This is a genomic window from Paenibacillus sp. sptzw28, from assembly GCF_019550795.1.
Taxonomy (GTDB): Bacteria; Bacillota; Bacilli; order Paenibacillales; family Paenibacillaceae; genus Paenibacillus_Z.
The window spans coordinates 1,311,418-1,332,579 of record NZ_CP080545.1 but is presented as its reverse complement, the minus strand read 5'-3'; the positions used below and the strand labels follow the sequence as shown (position 1 = coordinate 1,332,579).

At 48.0% G+C, this 21,162-nt stretch carries 22 protein-coding genes; 8 read left to right on the top strand and 14 right to left on the bottom strand.

The window, feature by feature from the left end; translation table 11 throughout:
• Nucleotides 1–35: 35 nt before the first annotated feature.
• Nucleotides 36–572, bottom strand: coding sequence for an NUDIX hydrolase (locus tag KZ483_RS06165; protein WP_220351821.1), 537 nt, complete (start codon nt 570–572; stop codon nt 36–38).
• A gap of 126 nt (nt 573–698) precedes the next feature.
• On the opposite strand from KZ483_RS06165, the gene KZ483_RS06160 reads away from it, so the two are divergent.
• Entirely contained in the window at nt 699–1,619 is a 921-nt protein-coding gene (locus tag KZ483_RS06160) for an NAD-dependent epimerase/dehydratase family protein (RefSeq protein ID WP_220351820.1), read from the top strand.
• 335 nt (nt 1,620–1,954) lie between these two features.
• On the opposite strand, the gene KZ483_RS06155 is transcribed toward KZ483_RS06160, so the two are convergent.
• Both KZ483_RS06155 and KZ483_RS06150 read right to left on the bottom strand, forming a co-directional pair.
• A complete protein-coding gene (locus KZ483_RS06155; protein ID WP_220351819.1) occupies nt 1,955–3,802 on the bottom strand; it encodes an ABC transporter ATP-binding protein in 1,848 nt (615 codons plus the stop codon).
• Nucleotides 3,803–3,817: 15 nt separating this feature from the next.
• Nucleotides 3,818–5,437, bottom strand: a complete 1,620-nt coding sequence (locus KZ483_RS06150; protein WP_220351818.1) for an ATP-binding cassette domain-containing protein — start codon at nt 5,435–5,437, stop codon at nt 3,818–3,820.
• A 614-nt stretch (nt 5,438–6,051) separates the two neighbouring features.
• Here KZ483_RS06150 and KZ483_RS06145 point away from each other — a divergent pair.
• Entirely contained in the window at nt 6,052–6,816 is a 765-nt protein-coding gene (locus KZ483_RS06145) for an alpha/beta fold hydrolase (protein ID WP_220351817.1), read from the top strand.
• 92 nt (nt 6,817–6,908) lie between these two features.
• Here KZ483_RS06145 and KZ483_RS06140 read toward each other — a convergent pair whose 3' ends face one another.
• The 3 genes from KZ483_RS06140 to KZ483_RS06130 all read right to left on the bottom strand — a co-directional run bounded on the left by KZ483_RS06140 (nt 6,909) and on the right by KZ483_RS06130 (nt 10,101).
• The gene (locus KZ483_RS06140; protein ID WP_220351816.1) at nt 6,909–7,757 is read right to left on the bottom strand and encodes a carbohydrate ABC transporter permease; all 849 of its coding nucleotides are present in this window, start codon (nt 7,755–7,757) and stop codon (nt 6,909–6,911) included.
• A 3-nt stretch (nt 7,758–7,760) separates the two neighbouring features.
• On the bottom strand, nt 7,761–8,702 hold the full coding sequence (locus KZ483_RS06135; protein WP_220351815.1) for a carbohydrate ABC transporter permease: 942 nt from the start codon (nt 8,700–8,702) through the stop codon (nt 7,761–7,763).
• Nucleotides 8,703–8,769: 67 nt separating this feature from the next.
• The gene (locus KZ483_RS06130; protein WP_220351814.1) at nt 8,770–10,101 is read right to left on the bottom strand and encodes an ABC transporter substrate-binding protein; all 1,332 of its coding nucleotides are present in this window, start codon (nt 10,099–10,101) and stop codon (nt 8,770–8,772) included.
• Nucleotides 10,102–10,481: 380 nt separating this feature from the next.
• Here KZ483_RS06130 and KZ483_RS06125 point away from each other — a divergent pair, with 380 nt between their 5' ends.
• Entirely contained in the window at nt 10,482–11,429 is a 948-nt protein-coding gene (locus KZ483_RS06125) for an ArsR/SmtB family transcription factor (protein WP_220351813.1), read from the top strand.
• Here the strand turns inward: KZ483_RS06125 and KZ483_RS29060 are convergent.
• The 6 genes from KZ483_RS29060 to KZ483_RS06100 form a co-directional block, all read right to left on the bottom strand.
• Nucleotides 11,404–11,589 carry a DNA glycosylase AlkZ-like family protein gene (locus tag KZ483_RS29060; RefSeq protein ID WP_397376186.1) on the bottom strand — a complete coding sequence of 62 codons (186 nt, stop codon included), beginning with the start codon at nt 11,587–11,589 and terminating at the stop codon, nt 11,404–11,406. The genes KZ483_RS06125 and KZ483_RS29060 overlap by 26 nt on opposite strands.
• A 56-nt stretch (nt 11,590–11,645) precedes the next feature.
• A complete protein-coding gene (locus KZ483_RS06115; protein WP_220351811.1) occupies nt 11,646–12,479 on the bottom strand; it encodes an ABC transporter permease in 834 nt (277 codons plus the stop codon).
• Complete coding sequence (locus tag KZ483_RS28880) at nt 12,476–12,724, bottom strand: hypothetical protein (RefSeq protein WP_309568647.1); 249 nt, start codon at nt 12,722–12,724, stop codon at nt 12,476–12,478. Before KZ483_RS28880 ends, KZ483_RS06115 begins: the two co-directional genes overlap by 4 nt.
• An 8-nt stretch (nt 12,725–12,732) precedes the next feature.
• On the bottom strand, nt 12,733–13,425 hold the full coding sequence (locus KZ483_RS06110; RefSeq protein WP_309568646.1) for an ATP-binding cassette domain-containing protein: 693 nt from the start codon (nt 13,423–13,425) through the stop codon (nt 12,733–12,735).
• A 75-nt stretch (nt 13,426–13,500) separates the two neighbouring features.
• A complete protein-coding gene (locus KZ483_RS06105) occupies nt 13,501–14,322 on the bottom strand; it encodes an NAD(P)H-binding protein (RefSeq protein WP_220351810.1) in 822 nt (273 codons plus the stop codon).
• Between the two features lie 78 nt (nt 14,323–14,400).
• Nucleotides 14,401–15,297 carry a helix-turn-helix transcriptional regulator gene (locus tag KZ483_RS06100; protein ID WP_220351809.1) on the bottom strand — a complete coding sequence of 299 codons (897 nt, stop codon included), beginning with the start codon at nt 15,295–15,297 and terminating at the stop codon, nt 14,401–14,403.
• A 95-nt stretch (nt 15,298–15,392) separates the two neighbouring features.
• Between KZ483_RS06100 and KZ483_RS06095 the strand changes: the two genes are divergently transcribed.
• Nucleotides 15,393–15,689 carry a hypothetical protein gene (locus KZ483_RS06095; RefSeq protein WP_220351808.1) on the top strand — a complete coding sequence of 99 codons (297 nt, stop codon included), beginning with the start codon at nt 15,393–15,395 and terminating at the stop codon, nt 15,687–15,689.
• 25 nt (nt 15,690–15,714) lie between these two features.
• On the opposite strand, the gene KZ483_RS06090 is transcribed toward KZ483_RS06095, so the two are convergent.
• Nucleotides 15,715–16,734: a ParB/RepB/Spo0J family partition protein gene (locus KZ483_RS06090; RefSeq protein WP_220351807.1), complete on the bottom strand. Its 1,020-nt coding sequence runs from the start codon at nt 16,732–16,734 to the stop codon at nt 15,715–15,717.
• 188 nt (nt 16,735–16,922) lie between these two features.
• Here KZ483_RS06090 and KZ483_RS06085 point away from each other — a divergent pair, with 188 nt between their 5' ends.
• On the top strand, nt 16,923–17,984 hold the full coding sequence (locus KZ483_RS06085) for a DUF2268 domain-containing putative Zn-dependent protease (protein ID WP_220351806.1): 1,062 nt from the start codon (nt 16,923–16,925) through the stop codon (nt 17,982–17,984).
• Between the two features lie 6 nt (nt 17,985–17,990).
• Nucleotides 17,991–18,533, top strand: a complete 543-nt coding sequence (locus KZ483_RS06080) for a DUF5946 family protein (RefSeq protein WP_309568645.1) — start codon at nt 17,991–17,993, stop codon at nt 18,531–18,533.
• Between the two features lie 24 nt (nt 18,534–18,557).
• Here KZ483_RS06080 and KZ483_RS06075 read toward each other — a convergent pair whose 3' ends face one another.
• Nucleotides 18,558–19,463 (bottom strand): hypothetical protein, encoded by a 906-nt coding sequence (locus KZ483_RS06075; RefSeq protein WP_220351804.1) that lies wholly within the window; start codon nt 19,461–19,463, stop codon nt 18,558–18,560.
• A gap of 180 nt (nt 19,464–19,643) precedes the next feature.
• Between KZ483_RS06075 and KZ483_RS06070 the strand changes: the two genes are divergently transcribed.
• Both KZ483_RS06070 and KZ483_RS06065 read left to right on the top strand, forming a co-directional pair.
• Complete coding sequence (locus KZ483_RS06070) at nt 19,644–20,099, top strand: DUF6526 family protein (RefSeq protein ID WP_258881554.1); 456 nt, start codon at nt 19,644–19,646, stop codon at nt 20,097–20,099.
• A 54-nt stretch (nt 20,100–20,153) separates the two neighbouring features.
• Nucleotides 20,154–21,149, top strand: coding sequence for a phosphotransferase (locus KZ483_RS06065; RefSeq protein WP_220351802.1), 996 nt, complete (start codon nt 20,154–20,156; stop codon nt 21,147–21,149).
• The last annotated feature ends 13 nt before the right edge of the window (nt 21,150–21,162 follow it).

Sequence of the window (21,162 nt, the reverse complement as noted above, 5' to 3'; positions counted from 1 at the left end):
ATAAGCATCATTAGGCTCGATCCTAAGGTCTTCAATTACTTTCCGATAAGTGATTCTCTATTTAACACTACCATCGATTTTTCAAGTATAGTCTTATCACGTAATATCATAAATTTAGTTGAATAATCATCGCAATTTAGTATCGAGTAATTCATCACTTCTAATGCTTTGTCTAATGTCATCCATTTTACCACCATACCAAGTTCCAATTCACTTTCACTAAGCATTGTGTTGCTGGAACTATCGTGTGCTTGCGCTATAAAGCAGTAGGAAAATTGCAAAAAATTATTTCTTTTCTTATGCTCCTCGATGTATCCCAATTCGTGAATAATTTCAGCGCTATAACCTGTTTCTTCTTTAACTTCACGCAAAAAAGCATCTTTAATATTTTCGCCCTCATTTATCCCCCCGCCAGGCAACTTGTAAAGGTTAGTTTTTGACATATACATCATGGCCGTATTCAACATGTCATCAAGCAATACGCCCCTAGAACCATAACGCGATATAAGATCCAATAGCTCAGGGGTACCACCTGCGATATCACTGTCTGTTATTCTTCTGATCAATTGCATAAGATCACTCTGCCTTTGAGAAGAAACAGTTTCCTCGCCATCGTCCGCTGTCTCCAATTTATTTTTTGGTTTATAATATGTGTCAAATAAGTAGGGTAGGTGACATGTTTGAGCAGAATACTAATAATGGGTGGGTCAACGTTTGTGAGCCGTTCTTTAGCTGAGCATTTTATATATAAGGGTTTTGAAGTGGATATTCTCACAAGAGGATTAGGAAAAATACCATACTATGGATTTAGAGACCATTTGGTATGTGATAGGCAATCCCGGATTGAACTTCAAAAGACCCTGGACGGAAAGCAATATGAGTATATTTTCGATATTTCCGCCTATACCAAGGATGACGTATCCGCGCTTTTATCAAGTATAAATACCACCTCTCTTAAAAAATATATATTCTGCTCGACTGCAGCGGTTTATAAGCCCGACGACAGCCCGAGATCCGAGAATGATGAACGGGGAGCAAATCCACATTGGGGCAAATATGGATTTGATAAAAAAGAAGCCGAAGATTATCTGTTTCACGAATATCTTCATAAAGACTTCCCAGTGATAATCTTCAGGCCCGCTTATATTTATGGTGAGAATAACAACTTGTATCGCGAAAGTTATTTCTTTGACCGGCTCAAAGAGAACAAAGTTATTCCGATACCCTATGGTAATGATACTCGGGTTCAATTTATACATATTGTTGACCTATGCAACGTGTTCGAATCTGCCATGACTACCGACGCAGTTGGAAAAGCATATAACGTCTCTCACCCAGAGCTAATATCCTGGGAAAATCTGATTGAGTGCTGCAGTAAAGCGGTTGGCGTTGAAGCTGCGATCAAACTGATCGATCATCGAGCAATGGATGTGGAGGCTAGAACATTTTTCCCCTTCCACGATGTTGATGTGAAACTGGATATTGCTAGCTTAATAAGTAGTGGCCTTTATATTCCTTCCATTCGTTTAAGCGATGGAATACAGAGGACTTACAATTGGTATTTAAACCATTCCCCTCGCCTGACTGATGGCGGGATGAATAGAGTTGATGAAGTGTAATTCCAAATAGATGTACAAATAGTTGTTTTCGCGGGCATCGATGATTTCTATATACGGCGCTTCATAGCTCATCCTAACTGTTCCCATTGCCCTGACTACGCAGCTTGAGCGCATGCAATCCGACGAGCAAGAGCCACACGAGATAGGACAAAATCAGGAATCGTCCGAACAGACCTGCCTGAACGTCAGGGCCAAACTGGGCATCATAGGGTATCTGAAGTATAAATAAGACCATGGTGACCTAAGCAATGCCCGCACTGATGAAAAGACGTCCCCGAATGGGTTTCCAAGCCGCGTTGCGACAAAAGTTAAAGTCGTTTCGTTTCCTCCATTTGCTAGGCACCTCGATACCATTGCGCCTGTGCCCGGAACATGGCAGCGTATGCGCCGTCTGCGGCCAGTAACATCTCATGCGAGCCTTCTTCGACGATCTCTCCATTCTTGAGCACGACGATACGATTCGCGAAGCGTGCCCAGCCGAGCCGGTGCGAGACGAACAGCACAGTCTTTCCTTTTGCCATTTCTCGAAACGAATGATACAGCTCGGTCTCATGCTGCGGGTCGAGGGCGGCGGTCGGTTCGTCAAGCACGAGCAGTTGCGTATCACGCAAGGCTGCCCTTGCGATGGCCAGCCGCTGCCATTGCCCACCGCTCAGTTCACGGCCGCCGGCTGAAAGCAGGCCAATTTTGGCATCAAGTCCGCCAGTTAATCCTTCCAGATATGCTGTCCCGCTCGCCTTCATTGCGCCGTGTATCGCTGCGTCATTACGGATATGATCCGGTAACCCGAAGCCGACATTATCGCGCAAGGTTGTTTCATACCGGACGAAATCCTGGAATACAGCGGAAATGGAACGGCGAAGCAAGACTGGATTAAGTTGCTTGTAATCGGCGCCGTCCCATGTAATCCTGCCGGCAGTGGGGCAGTACAAGCCGAGGAGTAACCGTACCAGGGTAGACTTCCCTGCTCCGTTCTCGCCGACCAGCGCAACCGTCTCGCCGGGGTTCAGCGTAAGACAAATATTACTCAAAGCCGGTTTTACTGCGTTGGCATACCGGTAGTTGACGTTGTCGAATATGATCTGGCCGTTCTCTTTCGGAGCTTGATTAGCCCTTAGAATCAATTCTTTGTCCGTTTGATCGACGGTCGAGATCGATTCAGCCTTCAATGACTCCTGATTCTCATTCAAAAACTCGGCCAAATCATAAACTTTGGTGCTCTGGATGTATATTTTACTGGTAGGGTGCGCCATCCTTCCGGAAATGCTGTATGCTTGCCGCATTGCCAGAAAGACAATGATAAATGTCCCTGCCGTAAATTCACCCGATTTCATCTGCAGCACCATCCATGCGACCGCTCCAATTAATCCTATGATCTGCACTGACGATACGAATATTCCGCGTTTAATTTCTCTTCTTCGCGCGTCCATGCGCAGTGCGAGCGAGTCACGCATGATGCCGCTCCATTTACCGATCAGATAGTCCAGAGAACCAAAGATTCTCATTTCTTTCACAGTCTCCGGTTTTGTCAGGGCTTCTCGTAAATAGTCGGACTGTCGACCCGATTGAGTTAAATCACGGTTCAGCCGGCGTACGACAATATCCGATTCCAACCGGACGGCGAACGATAAGGAGAATACAACCATCAGCAAAGCTCCGATAATTGGATGAGCTAACCACGCCACAATAAAAAGTCCGATAAACTCGAACAACAAACGGAGTAAGGCGATCACATTGTGCAGCACGCCGAACAAATCCGTACCCGCGACACCCTTTGCCCTTTGCAGCCGGTCATAGTATTCCGCTTGTTCCATCCGTTCCAGCGGTACACTAACCGCCTTTTGATGAACTTCTGACTGAATTTGCATAGTTGCCCGATCCCGAAATCTGGCATCGACGACGTTATGCAAGGCGGAAAGTGCTGCACGGAGCAAGGATATGCCGGTAATTACTGCAAGAGGTGACCAAGCAAGCAGCAGCAGCTCCGCCCATTCTCGTCCCGCTCTCCCCCCCATGAACAAATCGACGAGTGCTCGCTGAGCCGAGAACACCGGTACGATAAGTACCCCGAGCAATAAAGGAATGCCCAGCCATACCGGTAACAGGACGGGCATGCTGCGCCAAATCCGGTAAGCTAGGAGAAAGATGCTGCCCCTAACCGCTGAACGGGAATTGTTGTCCATTCGCTCCCACCCTCCTCAGATATACCACGATGCCTGTAGGTTGAACATGCGGCGGTAAGGGCCGCTTCTCTGTATTAACTCGTCATGCGTCCCTTGCTCCACAAGCTGGCCATCCTTCATGACAAATATTAAATCCGCCAGCTTCGCTGCCCCTAGTCTATGTGTGACTAGAAGCGCTGATCGGCCTTTGGTTACACGCAAGAACAACTCGAATGCTTCCTTCTCTGCTTGAGGATCAAGTGCAGCTGTGGGCTCATCGAATAACACGAAGTCCGCATCCTTAAGTATTGCACGGGCGGTGGCAATCTTCTGCCATTCACCACCGGATGGCTCGACCCCTCCGAATGACACGCCGAGCTGCATATTCAAATCAGAGAATTTGCTTCCTGCGGACCGAAGTGACTTTTGCAAGATTAAATCCTGATCGATTTCTGTCAGCTTGCCAAGCGCCACGTTTTCCCTGAGAGTCAAATACATTCGGGTAAAATCCTGGAGCACTACGGATACATTTCTTAAATCACTCCATATGATTTCCCCTTTATTCGGTGGGTAAAAGCCCAATAACAGTTTGATCAGGGTGGATTTTCCCGAACCGTTTTCACCGACCAAGGCGGCGCGGCATCCTCGGGGAATTGTAAAGCTGATCCCGCTTAACGTGTCTCGATTAGCACCCGGATAGCGGAACCCGAGTTCACGGACTTGCAATTGTAAGCTGTCCGGGGAGTCGTTAGAGATTAAATGATTCGCCGGCTTGAGGTTCACTTCTTCTTCCAGATCCAGATAAGCTCTGAAATCTTCCCACTTCATATATAGTCTCCGCATAGCAACACTTTGTCCGATCAAACCCGGCAGCTGGGATAACAACATTGTCAACGCAATAAACAATAGAGCAAAATCTCCGGCAGTCAGCTTATTCGCGCCAGGCAATACTACAACCAATGCCAAAAGGAGTCCGGCGAGCAGAGCCATCAGCAGCTCGGGTCCAATTTTACGAATTTCCGAAGAACGAACTGCATTCATCGTTTCATTGGATTGCTGCTCTATCAAAAGCGTCCACCTTTCAGTTAATAAACGATCTAGCCCAAACAAGCGGATTTCTTTGGCTCCGTTCCGTTCAGTCATTAGTTCGGCATAATGCTGCAGTAATCTGCGATCGGGGGTCTGTTTTCGCGCCAAATCTTCAAGACTTTCCTCCGTTCTACCGGATACATAAGTTAATAGTAGTGCGGCCGCAACAGCGGCAGCTACCGGAATCCATTGGCCGAATCCGAGCATGACTGTAATCAATACGGCTAACTGCAGTGACATCTGTAAGACTTGAACGCCTGTATTATAAATTTCATAAAGCGAAACCTGCACCGCCCGTTCCCGCAGATCCTTAATATTCGGCGATTCAACGGCCGCTATCGGAAGCAGTGAGGTTTTTTTCATCAGCATCCGCTGTTCCTCTAGGGTTCCAATTTCATTCAATCGCGTCATCGCGAGCGGTATCGGCACTCCCAGAGCAATGTTATTCACAAACATAAGTACTCCTAACCAAGCAGCCACCAGAAGAATAGGCCCCAACGAATCAGGTGCGGTCCATCCTTGAATCCGGTCAATCAAGGTTTTGACCAGCAGAAGTTCAGCCGGCATGATGGGAACTGATACCAGTAGAGCTGCAGCCAAGACTACTACTGGCCGCCGTTCAACTCGATAAAGAATAGATAAGGCATCTCGAAAGCACTTAAAGTAATTACTGATCAACAACACCTTCAACCGACCGACGTATGTAATTCGGTTTCACCACCATTTCTTGTATTTCGAACCGCATGTATAAGATATAGAAATATCCATAAAAAGTATAGACTTATAATAATCCTAATTTCCAGGGATTTCTCACATTGTTGGAAGCGATAATGTTCGATTATACTTTTACAGTTTACTTTATGCTTTTTTTAGATTGTGTTTAGAGTCCATTTAGAGATACCTAATATAATTAAGGAAAACAACGCGGATTTTAAAACCGTGCGAAAAAGGAGTTAAAAAGACGTGGAAAATGTAAAAGGAAAGAGAGTGGAACACGAAATTTCCCCGGTGATGAAGCTGCATGCGAGCTGCGTTGGGAACCCTGACCATGTACCTGGTCGGTGTCCCGGGCTTTCCCAAGGTCCCGATATTGCGATTTTTTGCGGCAAATAATAAACGCATCCCGAGTAATGGCCATGCGTATAAAATAATATAAGGCAACCAGCAGGAAGAGGTGTAGGATGAATTCAATCGGCAAAAACAAAATCCAGACAGCTTACGGGACAATGGAATATGCTAAATCCGGCGAAGGAACCCCCGCTGTCATTCTCATCAACGGCGGAAGCGGCCCCATCGAGGGATGGTTTAAAATTTTTCATGAGATTGCCGAGCAGTCCACGGTTGTGGCCTATAACCGGTTCGGGGTAGGCGGCAGCCAGAAGCCGGCAGTCCCCCAGCATGGTCAAGCCGTCGTTGACTCACTCAGAGAACTGCTTCGGGAAATCGGGGTGAATCCTCCCTATATTCTGGTTGGGCACTCTCTGGGAGGACTATATGCCAATTTGTTCGCCCGGCAGTATTCGGATGAAATAGCTGGCGTCGTACTCCTTGAATCCAGTCATCCGAAGGATCTCACCATCAATGAGACCCAACCCCCTTTCATTCGACGCCTCAATCAACTGCTTGGAATCTTCGATTCCTTCTCGCCGCATCGAAAATGGAATGAGGTTCATTATGTAGAAGAAACAATTAACCAATTAGCGCAATCCGCTCCTTTTCCCGAGGTTCCTCTATTTGTGGTATCCGGGGGTAAAAAACCGCCGATGATGCCGGAAAGCGCCTTTGCAATCCGAAAAGAAAACCAATTGGATTTCGTACGGTTAAATCAACGCGGCACCCACCTCATTGCGGACAGCAGCGGACATTTCCCCCAACTCTCAGAACCGGAAATTGTATTAAGGGCAATACGTGAATGTATACATACAGTCAGAAATATGCAACGTTAGTGGCGAAGCGGGCGGAAACGGTCTGAGGCCATCCCTTAAGCCATTATTATGGCTTTCGGGACAGCCCCTTTTTGCCGCAGATAATTTGATCCTTATCCTTTCACGCCTCCGGCTGTCATGCCTTCGATAAAATATTTCTGAAAGAAAAGGAACACGATCAGAATCGGAATGATGGCCATAACGGCACCTGAAATGAGCATGTCAAAGTTATTGCCGTACGGCGTAAGCAGCGTGGCCAATCCGATTGGGATCGTCAGCTGCTCGGTCGTACGCAGAACGATTAGCGGCCACAGGAAGTTGTTCCAGCAGAATAGTGCCTGCAGGATCGCCATCGAAGAGAACGCCGGTGCCATAAGCGGCATCATGATCCGGAAATAGATTCCGAACTCGGTCGTGCCGTCAACGCGCGCAGCATCCAGAAAATCCCTCGGCAGCCCGCCCGCATACTGCCTGAAGAAGAAGATCGGCAGCGGCGCTGCGACGAACGGCAGGATCACGCCCCACATGGTATTGATCAGCTTCAAATTAATGGATAGCTTGTAGAGGGGGAGCATGATAATTTCGATCGGAACCATCATCGTCACCAGCACGAGCGCAAAGATAAGGTTGCGGAATTTAAAATTATAAACGGCCAATCCATAGCCGACCATGGAAGAAAACAGCATGCAGAGGATGGTAAAAACAGCCGTAATTACCAAGCTGTTCTTATACCAGGTCAAGTACAGCGATTCACCGGAAAACAAATAGACATAGTTTTTGAACGAAAAGATTTCCGGACTCAGCTTGAGGTTGAGCCCGAACCGCATCAGCTCCTGCGCCGGCTTGAAGGAGGCGATCGCGAGTGTGACAAGCGGGAACAACGCGAACGCCGCAAAGACGATAAACAGGAGAAGAAGCAATATGGTATTTAACGACCATTTGGTTTTCTCTGCCGTCTCCATGGGCTACTCCTCCTTCTTGAACATACCGAATAGTTTAAGCTGCAGGATCGTAATGATAAACATAGCGGCAAGCAGCGCGATACCAACGGCCGAGCCTAAGCCCAGATTGTTCTGCTCGAGGCCGTTCCGGTACAGGTAGCCGACGATGGTAAGCCCGATGTCATTCGGTGAGCGGTTGCCGTTCCAGAGCATGAAGCTCTCTGTAAACATGGAATATCCGCCGTAAATGCTTATTGTAAACACATAAATCGAGATGGGTTTGAGCAGCGGAACCGTAATCCGGGCAAATTTATCCCACTTGGATGCGCCGTCGATTTCCGCAGACTCATACAATTCTTTCGGGATGTTCTGCAGCCCTGCCAGGAAATACAGCAAATTGATGCCGATCCAGCGCCAGGACGCAAGTATGACAAGCGTAAACATCGCCAGGTGCTCCTTGCCGAGCCAACGCTGCTTCTCGAAGCCGAGTGATGTGATGATCGTGTTCATAAGTGAACCTTCCAGTTCACCGAAGGCAAGCCGGAATATCGTACCTGCCACTACAACGGAAGTGAGCGCCGGAATAAAGAGGGTAGAGCGGAAAAAGTTCCTGGCCACCATCACCTTAGAGTTTAAGAAAACGGCCAGGATCAATGGAATCGGGATGAGGATCATAATGGAATAAAAGGTGTATTTGGTGCTGTTGATAATCGCCTTCAAAAAAGTAGGATTCCAAAGATCCTTGTAATTGGCCAATCCGATATATTTGACCTGTCCCGGCAGTACCGACTGAAAGCTCATATTGATGGCGGATAGTACCGGGTAGGCGAAGAAAACGGCAAAAGATAGCAGGAATGGCAGGACAAAAAGGTAAGGGGTTATCTTCCGGTTATACAGCAGTCCGGCCATTGCCGAAGCTTTCGGTTTCTCGGCGCTTGCTGCCGAAACCTGTGAATGATGTGCCATTACTGGTCCTCCTTTCGAAAGCAAGGTATCACCAGCCTCCAGGTTGGTGATACCTTGAAAGCATCTGTTACTTCAGCTGACCGGCAGCGTCTTGAAGCACTTTAGCAGGGTCTTCCTTATCAAGGAGCGTTCGTACTAGAATCGATGTCTTGAAGGCATCGGAGATCGTCGGTGTTTTCTCGTTGATATTTACACCTTCAATCTCATCTTTTACCTCCGATAGAATATCGAAGATGCCGGGTCCGAAATAATCGGTGAATTTGTTCGGCTCGCTAAGCGCAGGATCCGTCCACACATCGGAACGAAGCGGATCGAAGCCGAGCTGCTTCCAGATTTCAATGTTGCCTTCCTTGCTCAGTTTGCAGAAGGCCAGGAAGGCTTTAGCCAACTCAGCATTTTGCGTCGTCTTCGTTACAGCCGTACCCGTACCGCCCATCCCGGCAGAACGTGGATCGCCGGCTTTCCAGGCAGGCATCGGTTTGATCACCATCTTGCCTTTCAGGTCAGGCATATAATCAGTGAAGCGGCCCATGTACCACATCGGCATCCAGACGGAAGCGGAACCCCCGCTGTTCATTAGACCGTAATATTCCTCCGTATGGTGATTGCCTCCCGGTACCGGGATCGCGATCTTCTGATTAAGCAGATTTTGCTGCCATTTCAGAGGTTCCAGAACGATTGGGCTTGTCAGGTTCAACTGCCCGTCGGCTGTTTGGAAGTCATCATTACCCGGTGCCTGGGATACTTGAGGCCAGAGAGACCACATATCTGCGGTTTCCAGTGTAGTCATCGGGACGCCGGTTTTCGCGAGAACCTGCTTGCCCGCCTCCTCAAAATCCGCCCATGTCCTTATATCGTCCGGGTTGACGCCTGCTTTATCCAGGATCTCCTTGTTGTAGTAGATGACTGCTGCGCCGACGTGGAAATCAATGCCGTAGTAGCTGCCGTCTTTGGCGTAAATATCGAGTCTCGATTTAACCAGATTGGATAACTCCGGTTCAACGATATCGTTCAATGGGAGAAGCTGCGGCTCGCCTTTCAAGAAGTTCGGAAACTTATTGAGCTCGATATCCGCGAGGTCCGGGGCGCCAGTGCCGGATTGAAGCGCGATGAGAAGCTTATTGTGCATATCGTCGTAGGGAAAAGTATTGGCAGCGAGCTGGATTTGCCTGTCCGGATTGGATGAGTTCCAGCGCTTGGCCATTTCTTCGTAGAATTTTTGATGAAGCTCGTTGAAAGTCCACAGCTGAAGCTTGACAGCTTTGCCATTACCCTGGCCCTTCTCGCCCGGCTGCTCAGTCTGATTGCCTGAACATGCCGACAGAAACACCATAAGTACGACCAGAAGAGAAAGTACCGCAAGCAGATGCTTTTTCACTTCGTTTCCCCCTTGTTCCATCAGGTTATATACTTAATCTCTTTCGAGATTGAAGCCGCTGAAGATAGTAAACTTGGTGGTCGGAACCTGTTGTAAGTGTTTAGTTTATATTTATTTAAAATGTTTTATATCATTATCATAATTACCCTTATTTTCTTTGTCAATATTAAATGTATGCGCTTTCTTAATTTATTTTATTTATATTAGTTTAAAATATAAAGAGGCTTTCTCAGCTTGCGGCTGGAAAACCAAGGGTGTCCAATAACGCATAAGCGAAATTTCTTGCCTTGCATTGCACTAATTTCACTTAAAATCTTATATTTTAACCTTTCTCTTCTCAGTACTCACTGTTTATTATATAATAATCTAAAACAATTATTACCAGAGAGGATGCATACCTCATGATTCACATAAAAGAGCTCCGATCGGGATTAAGTATTTTCAAGGCGTTAAGTTCCGAAATCCGGATCGAAATCCTGGAACTGCTGACCGAGTATGACAGCTTGAATCTCAATGAAATTGCTGAGAAGCTCGGTCTGACGAATGGCGCGATCACGATGCATATCAAGAAGCTGGAGGAAAGCGGATTAATTGACATCACAACCGCAGTCGGACGACACGGCATCCAAAAAATATGTTATTTGAATGAAGACATCCTTACCGTGAATCTTCGGAATAAGAACACTGGTCAGTCCAACGTGTATGAGGTCGAGTTAAAGGTCGGCCATTATTGCGATTATCATGCGGAAGCGACCTGCGGGCTGGCAACTAAAGACAGCATTGTGGGCGAGTTCGACAACCCGCGTTATTTCGCCGATCCCGAGCATATTAATGCAGGCATCGTTTGGCTTACCAAAGGCTTTTTGGAATATCGAATCCCGAATTACCTTAAGCCAAACCAGCGGTTCAGCGAGCTGCAGTTCATTATGGAGCTCAGTTCCGAAGCGCCGGGGTACAATGACGACTTTCCGTCAGACATCGTATTCAGTGTGAACGGCATCGATCTCGGCGTATGGACGTCCCCCGGCGATTTTGGAACGGAACGCGGCACTTATAACCCGGATTGGTGGCCGCCCCACTTGAACCAATACGGACTCATCAAGCTGCTTCGAATTAACGAAAACGGCTCGTTCATTGACGGCTGCCTGATTTCGCATGTTACGATTGCCGACATTAATCTGAAGGAGAATGCGGATATCAAATTCAAGATCGGGGTGGCGGAATCCAGAGCAGGCGGACTAACCATTTACGGACAGAGCTTCGGAAACTACCAGCAGGACCTGATCGCCAGGGTTATCTATGATATAGTCGCAGAAACGCCCCTTAATCGGATAAGCAGGAACTTTTAGATGCGTAAATGAAGGCTGACGAGCGTGACGAGCGCCCTGCGCACCGCGGTGAGCGTCGACCGAGCCACCACTTGATGTCGGTCGCGGTTACGGGTCCGAAGGCCCGCAACCACAGTTCGACTAGCCGTGCTTCACCCTCGGCTTCAGTGGAGGGTTCTATGTTTTCACCGTACTTATCGAACAGTCAAAATGAATGGCAATTATTCGTCAGTGGTGCTAACGATTATTTTTATTCAGATTATTCAGATACAAATACAATGTTGTTGGCGCAAAGATGACAATCAACAGCAGGCAAACGCCAAGCCCTGCTGCACTGTCCGTTGTGCTTGCTGTGCCATTCATGAATCCTCGTACTGTAGTAACCGCAATGCTGATTGGATTGATATCCACGATGACCCCAATCCATTTTGGCATTGTTGATGAGTCTACCAAAATATTGCTCGCAAACAAGAGAGGATACACCACCATCATGCTTGATCCCGATACCGTCTCAGGTCGTTTGGCTATAACACCAATCATGGAAAAAATCCAGCTCACACTAAAGGCGAAAAAAATGATAAACAAGATGGCTATTATCGTGCCCTTAACCCCATCCTCCGGGCGGAAGCCAAGTAACAACCCCGTTCCACAAGCTACAAGCAAGGCTATTGAATATCTTAGTCCATCTGTCATTAATGGCCCGAGCACGGGGGCCGACTGCCAAAATGGCATTGTTCGGAAACGGTTGTACACCCCTTTCGAGATGTCCTGGCACAGGGTTGTCCCGCTGTAGACGGTCATAGGAACAACCGTCAGAACGAGGATGCCCGGCAGCAGAAATTGAATGTATGCCTCGGTAGAACCCGCAATGGCGCCGCCGAACAAAAAATTAAAAATGAGCAGCATCATGACGGGAGTCAGGATGGCATCCATTGCAAAGCCAAACCCATTGTTTTTCGTATTTTGCCATGTTCTCCACATGAAGATTGATGTCGATGTTAAGGAATTTGGACTGCGTGGCCCGGACTTTCGTAACAACAACGATTCATTTATGTTAGGGCTGCTGTTCATTGAACGATCTCCTTCTTCTGTTTAGAAGCAGTTAAGGCCAAGAATACCTCGTCCAAGCTTGGCTCACTTAGCGAAAAGTAATCAACGGGGACTCTATTGCTGATGAGCGTATGAATGGCTTGGCTCGCGAGATTTGCTTCCTGCACAGGTATGTTATAAACGAGTGGATCAGCACCTTGAAATCCTGTCAAATGATGATCAGCTAACAGGCGGTTGAGGGTTGCTTCATCTGTCTGTTCTGCCAACCGGATCGCTAACGTTTTACGCCAATGGATGCCTTCAATTGATTGGGTGTCCCTTCGGCAACAATATTCCCTTTATCGATTACAGCGATTCTGTCAGCCAGCTGATCGGCTTCCTCCAGGTATTGGGTCGTCAACAACACCGTCGTTCCATGCTTCAATAACGTGCGAACCACTTCCCACACCCCCATTCGACTTTGAGGGTCTAATCCGGTTGTCGGTTCATCTAAAAAGATAATTTCCGGCTGAGTGACAATGCTAGCGGCAATATCCAAGCGTCTGAGCATACCTCCGGAATAGCTCCGAACCATACGATCCTTAGCATCCGAGAGCCCGAACGATAGAATCAGTTGTTCTGCTATGGAACGTGCTTCTTTCGGAGGAAAGCCATAAAGCCTGGCAATTAGAATTACATTTTGAAGCCCTGACAACCCTTCATCTAGGGCAGCGAACTGCCCGGTAAGGCTTATTTTCTTTCTCACTTCTTTGGCGTGCTTCACCACATCATAACCAGATACAAGCGCAGTTCCTCCATCTGGCTTAAGAAGCGTGGATAACATATTTATAGTTGTTGTTTTCCCGGCGCCGTTAGGGCCAAGCAGGGCAAACAGTTCTCCTTTTTTGACGCTTAGATGAATGCCTTTAACCACCTCTTGATCGTTAAATGATTTTCGGAGGCCAATGATTTCAATAGCATAAGACATATATGACATCCCCTTATCCTCTTGATCAAAGAATGCCCTGGTTGAAACCAAGGCACCCCTATTTAACATTGAATGTTACAAAAAGTCGTGTTTATGTTCAGCCATCCACTCGGCAAGTGTTCTGGCAGGACGTCCAGTCACTTGCTCGACAGTGGAGACGACCGTATGTCCGATTTCGGGTGGATTTTTGCCCATGAGGACAAAAAATTCGATATCCCCCTCTTCATAGCCTTGATCTCTCCAGTTTTGTCTCGCTTGCTCCTCCGACAGTTCTTCAAATTGAATTTCCTTGCCGATCCCTTCGCTAATCGTCCGTACAGCTTCTCTACGCGAAAGAGTCTCCGGGCCAGTGAGAATATAGCTTTGTCCGTGATGACCACCCTCCGTGAGAGCAGTAACGGCAACGGCGGCAACATCCGCTTCATGGACTCTGGCACTCGGCGCGTCCCCGAAAGCCTCCCGGACAACTCCCTCCGAACGAATCGATTCCCGCCAGTCCATAAGTATATTGGCCATAAATTCTCCCGGCTTTACGAGTGTCCATTCCATCCCGCTATTCTTGAGCGCTTCCTCAACAGGCCCCTCTTCGTAACCGACCAATACGACGACCCGTTTCACACCGGCATGCTCCGCCAGCTCAATCACTTTGGGCTGAGTTTCCAACGTCGCATTAGCCTCATCGCTGGAGATGATTAAGAATAACCCTTTAACGCCTACCAATGCGGCCTGCAGCGTATCTGGTTCATTAAGATCTCCTGCCACAACCTCAACACCCTCCGGTAAATTCGCTTTTGCCGGATTGCGTGAAACCGCTCTCACCTGTTCCCCTATTTGCATGAGTTGATTGACAACATGTCTTCCTACCGTTCCTGTAGCACCTGTTACTAATATTGTCATTTGATAATCCCTCCAAAAAGTTTTGTTTAGCTGCGCTCCCTGACATTCATCGCAGCAAATCTAGCTTCGTAAGCATACTTAAATTTGCGTATAAAGCCTTTGTATTTCATTGATTTTTTCTATTAAATTTTGCTTCAACTCGTCTGGTGAAATGATAGTCACCTTTGAACTGTAGCTAAGAATAATGGAAATCGCGTATTCTTGTGAGTAGAAAACTGTGTGTACGTCAATATAATCCCCATGATGCGTACACTCTCCCTGAAACTGCTCGAACACTCGAGGCTGAGCTGTTAAATCAAAACGAAGATGGGTTTGTACGCCTCGGGCCTCTTCCTCAGCTTGAAGGGAGCATATGTCTCTAGGTTGAAATTGGTCGTCTAACACTTCCAGCTCGGTGATCCTAGAAACTCGGAAAAAGCGTTTCGCTTGATGCGATAAGCAATATCCCTCCACATACCATGCCCCGCGCTCCCAATACAGCTTGATTGGCTCCACCTTTTTTTGAGATAAGGTGCCTGTTGCACTTGTGTAAAAAAATACAATGACCCGGGTCCGATTGATCGCATGAAGGAGTGGATGAACAATCTCCTTCTCGCTTTCTGATGTACTCATATCAAATATGATCTTATCGTGGTACCCCCCATTCAACAGAGCAGGCTGCAGACTGGAAAGCTTTTGCATTAACGAGACGGACTGGCCCCCCATAGCTCCTTCCATGCCCTTAAGAAGATTATAGATGACCGAAAAATCATCAACAGAGAAGTGCTGTTTTGTTAAGAAGAAACCGTTCATTAGCTCAAAACCGCCGTCAGTACCCGTAAACGAAGCAACGGGTATGCCCGCTTGATTGATTAGATCTACATCACGATAAATCGTACGAATGGAAACCTCGAATCTAGCTGCCAATTCTGTTGCCGTCACTCTTCTTCTTGTTAATAGCTCCATCGTAATCCCGAGCATGCGATCCAGTTTCATCTTTTCACTCCTCTCCTTCCAAGATTTATCGACCCATCTGTTTGAAAGCATAACGCATGAATTCTGACATCATGTATGTCAGGATTAAAAATAAAATGGATATTACATCCCATCCCATCTATGATTCCGAAATATATATTCGCTTTGCATCTAATTCTGACACACATGTTGTCAGTAAAGATATCTTACTTGAATTCCGTTACATCGATGAGCGATTTTATTTCTTCGCTGCGGCCAGGAAAACAATTTCTTCACTTGATACTTCTTCGATAATAGCGAGTTTCTCTAAAGCGTTATATTTTCCTATAGACATGAAAAAAGCTCCCCTCACAGCAGCAGGTTTTATTATTTCGCCTGTCTACCGTAAGGGGAGCATATCAGAAAGTCCTTGACTGCCGCTGTTTTATAACCGTTCTATTATTCCGTCGTTTCTGTTGCCGATACCTTGGAATTAGCCAGATCCTTCACGGTTCTCCAATCCGCAAGATGCTTCTCCAAGCTTTCAATGAGCATATCCAGACCCCTCAGAAAATTGTCTTTATCGCTTGCCTGGATTCCTTCAAACGAACTGATCATTTCCGCCGAGAGAGGACTGTGGGCCGGAAGCGCAGCAAGCAGCCGCTGCAGCTTGCCCTCAATAAGCGCGGCTTTAACCCGCTCCGGTTCTTCTTTCTCCGGATTGACGTTTTTAACCGCCGCCTTCGGCTCGGCCGCCTTTGCTCTTTCCGCTTTATTTTGCTCGAATACGAACCATGTTTCCAGCAGCTCACGCCCGGATTTGTACAGCAGCTTGTCTTTGGTGCCGGATGAGAGATCCTTATCCTTGAATAAACGGGCAATCCTTTTGACATCGCTGACGGGCAGCTCATCCCTGGCAATAATCAAGGCCAGCGGGTCGCGGTGCTCGATTGGCAAATCCTTGATGGGCATCAGCTGATCCTCGGTTAGTTTATCTTTCTTTATCTCCGTGCCGCTAACGACCAGCTTTTTTACCGCATTGCCGAATTTCAGAAGCTCGCATTTGTTTTTGATATAGGCTTCCGGCTTCCCAAGCTTGCTCGAGAGGTACTTGGTCGAACTGCTGAACTTGGGATCATTAAGCAGCTTGTTGAAGGCTTCTCCCTCTTCAATCGGCGAGAACCCTTCCCGTGTCAGATTCTCCGCTATCTGCTCCAGATAGATTTCGAGCTCATCCGTTACGGTGGATACGATACAAGGAATGACCGGACGGCCCAGCATTTTGCTGGCTTTGTACCGCCTGTTCCCATAAATGATTTTATACCGGCCGCCGCTTGTCGTTCTCACTTTGATCGGAGAAAGCAGGCCCAGCTCCTCAATGCTTTTCATTAATTCCTGCAATGACTCTTCATCAAATTGATATCTGGGTTGGTCGGTATCTTCTTCGATCAAACTTATTGGAATATCGATAATGTCCATGCTATTTCTCCTATCATTTTCATTAGCAGACAGATCATGCCGCCCTATGAGAGACATACGTATTATATAACACTGTCCGCCCTTATGAAAATGTTTGCGCTGTTTCTATTGATTCTAACGCAGCGTTATCCCTTATCATGTATTTATCAAAAATATATAATGTAATACTTAGGAGCGTGAGACGGAACATGCGAAATGTCATTCATAATACATTGCCTGTACTATACCGGTATTTTGCGGAAAAGGCTAAGCCAAACGAGCACCTGCCCCGTTATTTGGAATGGGCGGAAAGCCAAACAGGTATTTTAACGATTATCCGGGAAGCTGGAGGACGACATGGAATGCAGGATTACGACATTCTGTCCGCAGTAAGAAGCGATGGTATCGACATTTTGGAAGGACAGCAGCAATACGGCTTGTTTAATCCGTCAAGGAATATTGAGGCGACAAAATGGTGTTTCGACGAATCCGAAAGACTGCAGCTGGACAAACGAATCGAGAAATGGTTGGGTGTAATTGTGAATGCGCTGCCGTCATCTCTTTTGCCCGATCGGCTCAATGTTGTCATCTTACCGGCAGACTGCGGCAATGGAGATTTGATGCTGAACGGTTCGGGTCTAAGCTGTTACGGCCGAACGCCGGGTTATTTGTTCCTGCGAGTGTGGCCTGCTGCAGGCAATATGAATCGTCTCGGCCACGTCCTTGCGAGAAGCCTCATCCATGGAATCCGGAGAAAGTTACACTATACGGAATCCCTATCGCTTGGTGAAGCACTTGTCATGGAAGGCTTGGCAGCATCCTTTATACAAGGTTTGTTTCCTAATGTGATACAACCTTGGTTAGTCGGCTTCGTGCCGCCGAATGACTGGGAAGAGGCACTGTCTCACGTAGCCGGGTATTACGGCAAGCCCGACTATAACGATGTATCGGTCAACATTTACGGAATGCAAATCCAGGCTGGCAGCATGCGGCCGCCGGAGCCTGTTCCTCTGACGAATGAAGAACTTGAATATGCTTGTGAATTAATGATTGCTCAAGCTGACCGTTCAGAAGCGAACGTTGTAGCTGCCTATCTTTATGGTGATCCATCAATCTCCGCGCAGGGGCATCCATCATTTGGGATCCCTCATCTGGCAGGCTTCGAAGTGGGATATCGGTTGGTCAGTCGGTATTTGAAATCGACAGGCATTGAGATTGAGTCGGCGCTGTCTTCCCCCTGGCAGGACATTATTCTATCTGAAGGGTTGTAGAATCTAATGGAAATGAACCAGAATAAACCGATAATGCGAACGCACCTCTATACTGAACCGTGTGTGGGATGCGGGTCCCATTTCCCCCCGTCCGACGGTCCGATTCATCGTTATATGACGTCATCTGCCGGCTGCTGGGCAGCATTCGGAGAAATTCTGCAGCGATTCTACGGGGACGGCGCGGCAGCCGATGTCCATCGCATCAGTGTCGACGCCTACGCCGTGCAGCATCCCGGTACACCATCTCCCCAAGCGATCCAGTCTGTCACCGGCCATCTTGTCAACTTGTGTCTCATGTTCGAATACAAGGTTAGCGACCCGGGATGGAGACGAGGGATGATCAAAGAGGTGACCCGTTATTCGGACCAGTTCGTTTGGCTCGAGCCTCCTAAGCAGAATGGTACGATTACGGTAGCTGACCTGCTGCCGCTCACCGATATCCTTGCACTGCAGAAGCAATCGGTTAAGTGGGCCATCTCGATTTGGGATTCTTGGCATTTGCACCATCCCGAGATCCGAAGGTGGGCAGCTAAGATCATGGAACGATAACGCCGCCTGTTATTTGATTCGAGTTTATTTTCGCGTTATTGTCATATTCGAACCATTTGCGGTTAGGCCGACCCTCTTGCTGGTCAGTGTAGTACGGAGAACCGCAGCAGCCGCACCCATTCCGATCAGGAAACAGAAGGCGGCCATCAGTGGAAACGTTGACCACTCCATAACAGTCCGGCCTATCATCGTCTGCCAGCCCACTGCAAGTAACCCGAGCAGAAAGGTAATGCCGGCCAGATGCACATAACAGCGGCGCACAGCGGGCGGCAGCTGTGCCCGTTCGGTTAGCCAGGCGACGAAAGGCACCGCCTGCAGCGCATGGAATCCGAGTCCATGCACAATGATGATGTTGCCGCCCATACCTGTATAACGGCCCTCATTGATTGAAATCCAAATGCCCGCCGCAAAAGATAAGACTGTGGCTATCATGGCGTAGCGGATGCCGAGTACAAGCTCCGGCCGGCCCTTATAGGCTTTCCGGCGGAAATAGTATGCGGCCAAGAAAAGATAGTAAAGGATAAGGAGCAGCGCTACAAAGGCAAAGATTGAACCGAGCAGAACATCAATGGGAGCGCCGTCCTCCACAAACCTCGGATTGACACCCCGGAAGTGTTGCACGGTTTCTACCCCATACGAGTACAGCGCCAGTATAATGTATGACCATCTGAAGAAGCTTCTGCTCTTCCTGCCCATTGCAGTAAGTGGAACGATGGCGGCCGTCGACAGCATAAAGGCACCCAAAGCGGCGTTGAACGATAAAGCTTTCGCGACATCCCCATTCGGAGAAACAGGTCCCCCATTGAATAGCACCCATACCGCGCAAAAGCCGGCAAGCAGAAAGCCGAGCAGCCCTGTAAATACGAGCCACATTTCTCCTTCGAAAAGCTTTGGCGAACGTTCCGCTCGCTGCACGAATTGTAAATTCATAAATATTTTCCCTCCACTCACTTCATTAGTTCCAGTCTAAAGGAAATAGATGGAAGTAACGACGAGCGTGAGAAGGAAACAGCTTCAGCCTTCGGCCTGATTTTCGAATCAGGCTTAAGACGTATCCAAAACAGTTGGAAACCTTTGGATATTGATTTATACTCGTAGTATTACATTTCAATGGGAAGCAGGGTGATTATTTTGCAAGAACAGAATTTCAGCACTCACCGAAGATTTCATCCCCCTTATCATTTCGTATTGGTGCCGCTGAGCTTTATTGTTTTAGTTGGAACCGTAATATTGCTTATCAACTCATTTAATTCAGGGGAAATGCTCTGGTTGTCCGTGTTAAGCTTCCTGATGAGTATTATTCTTGTATTAATCGTATTCATACTTCGGATATACCCTTTAAAGGTGCAGGACCGGGTTATTCGATCCGAACAGCAGCTTAGACATTTCGTCTTAACCGGGCAGCTTCTTGATCCGTCCTTAACCTTGAAGCAAATCACGGGACTGCGTTTTGCAGGTGACCGGGAGTTCCCCGAATTGTGCAGGAAAGCTGTGAAGGAGCGGCTGACCGGCGAGCAAATTAAAAAACTGATTAAAGAGTGGAACGGGGATACAAACCGAATTTAGCAGACTGAATGGCTTAAATCGTACATAACGATTCTCAGGAAGGAGGTGTGACGCTTGCGCGAACCTAAACCATTTTGGAGTGATGTGCCGGCCCCGGTGCGTAGGGAGATCGAAGCCTTAGTGGGTTCCCCGATCCGCAAAGGTACTCGAGTGTTTGGGGGATACGGGCCCAGTGCAACGTTCCGCATCTTTCTGGAAGACGGCCGAACCGTGTTTGCGAAGGGTGCCGGGAAAGGCTCGAACGAAGTGAACTGGAGGGTTGTCCCGGTCGAAGAGTCGGCATACCGAAATATCGATGCAATCCGTCCCTTTTCCCCATCATATCTCGGCTCTGTCATGGCTGACGGTTGGCACCTCCTATTGCTTGAAGACTTGAAGGATGCCGCTGCAGTACCTCCCTGGACAGATAAGCTGGCGGTTCAAGCCGTTCATGATATTGCACAATTTCATCTGCGGGGTATGCCCGAATCGGGAAAGGTCGACGAAATCAATGTGAAAGGCTTCACCGACAATTGGCGGACAATTCGATATAACCGAGAAGAATCGGACTGCTTCCTCGGATTGTTTGGGGAGGATAGAACTGAAGCCGAGGCTTGGCTTAACGATTCGTTTGATATTCTGATTGCGGCCGAGTCTGAATTGATGCGAATGGACCAGCCCTGGGGGCTCATTCACAGCGATATACGTTCGGACAATCTTCGGTTCAGGGACGATAAGCTCGTTCTATTCGACTGGGCACTGGCGTGCAGAGGTCCGTTAATACTTGATGTCATATTCTTCTTTCCAAGTGTTCAAGGAGAAGGCGGCCCGACTGCCGAACGTCTGCTGCCTGTCTATAAACAGGCAATGTCGGACCAGGGAGTGAGCTTCCCCTCTTACGCCGAGCGGGCGGCAGCGGCGGCCACAGCCGGATTCTTCGCTAGCCGGACGGGAAAGCCGCCTATACCTGCTCTCCCGAGACTCAGGGACATTCAACGGCTGCAGCTCGGACCCGCTCTTGAGTGGGCTGCGAAGGTTCTGAGCCTGCCCAAGCCTCCTCCTTTGGTTTAAAATCCGCACGTGG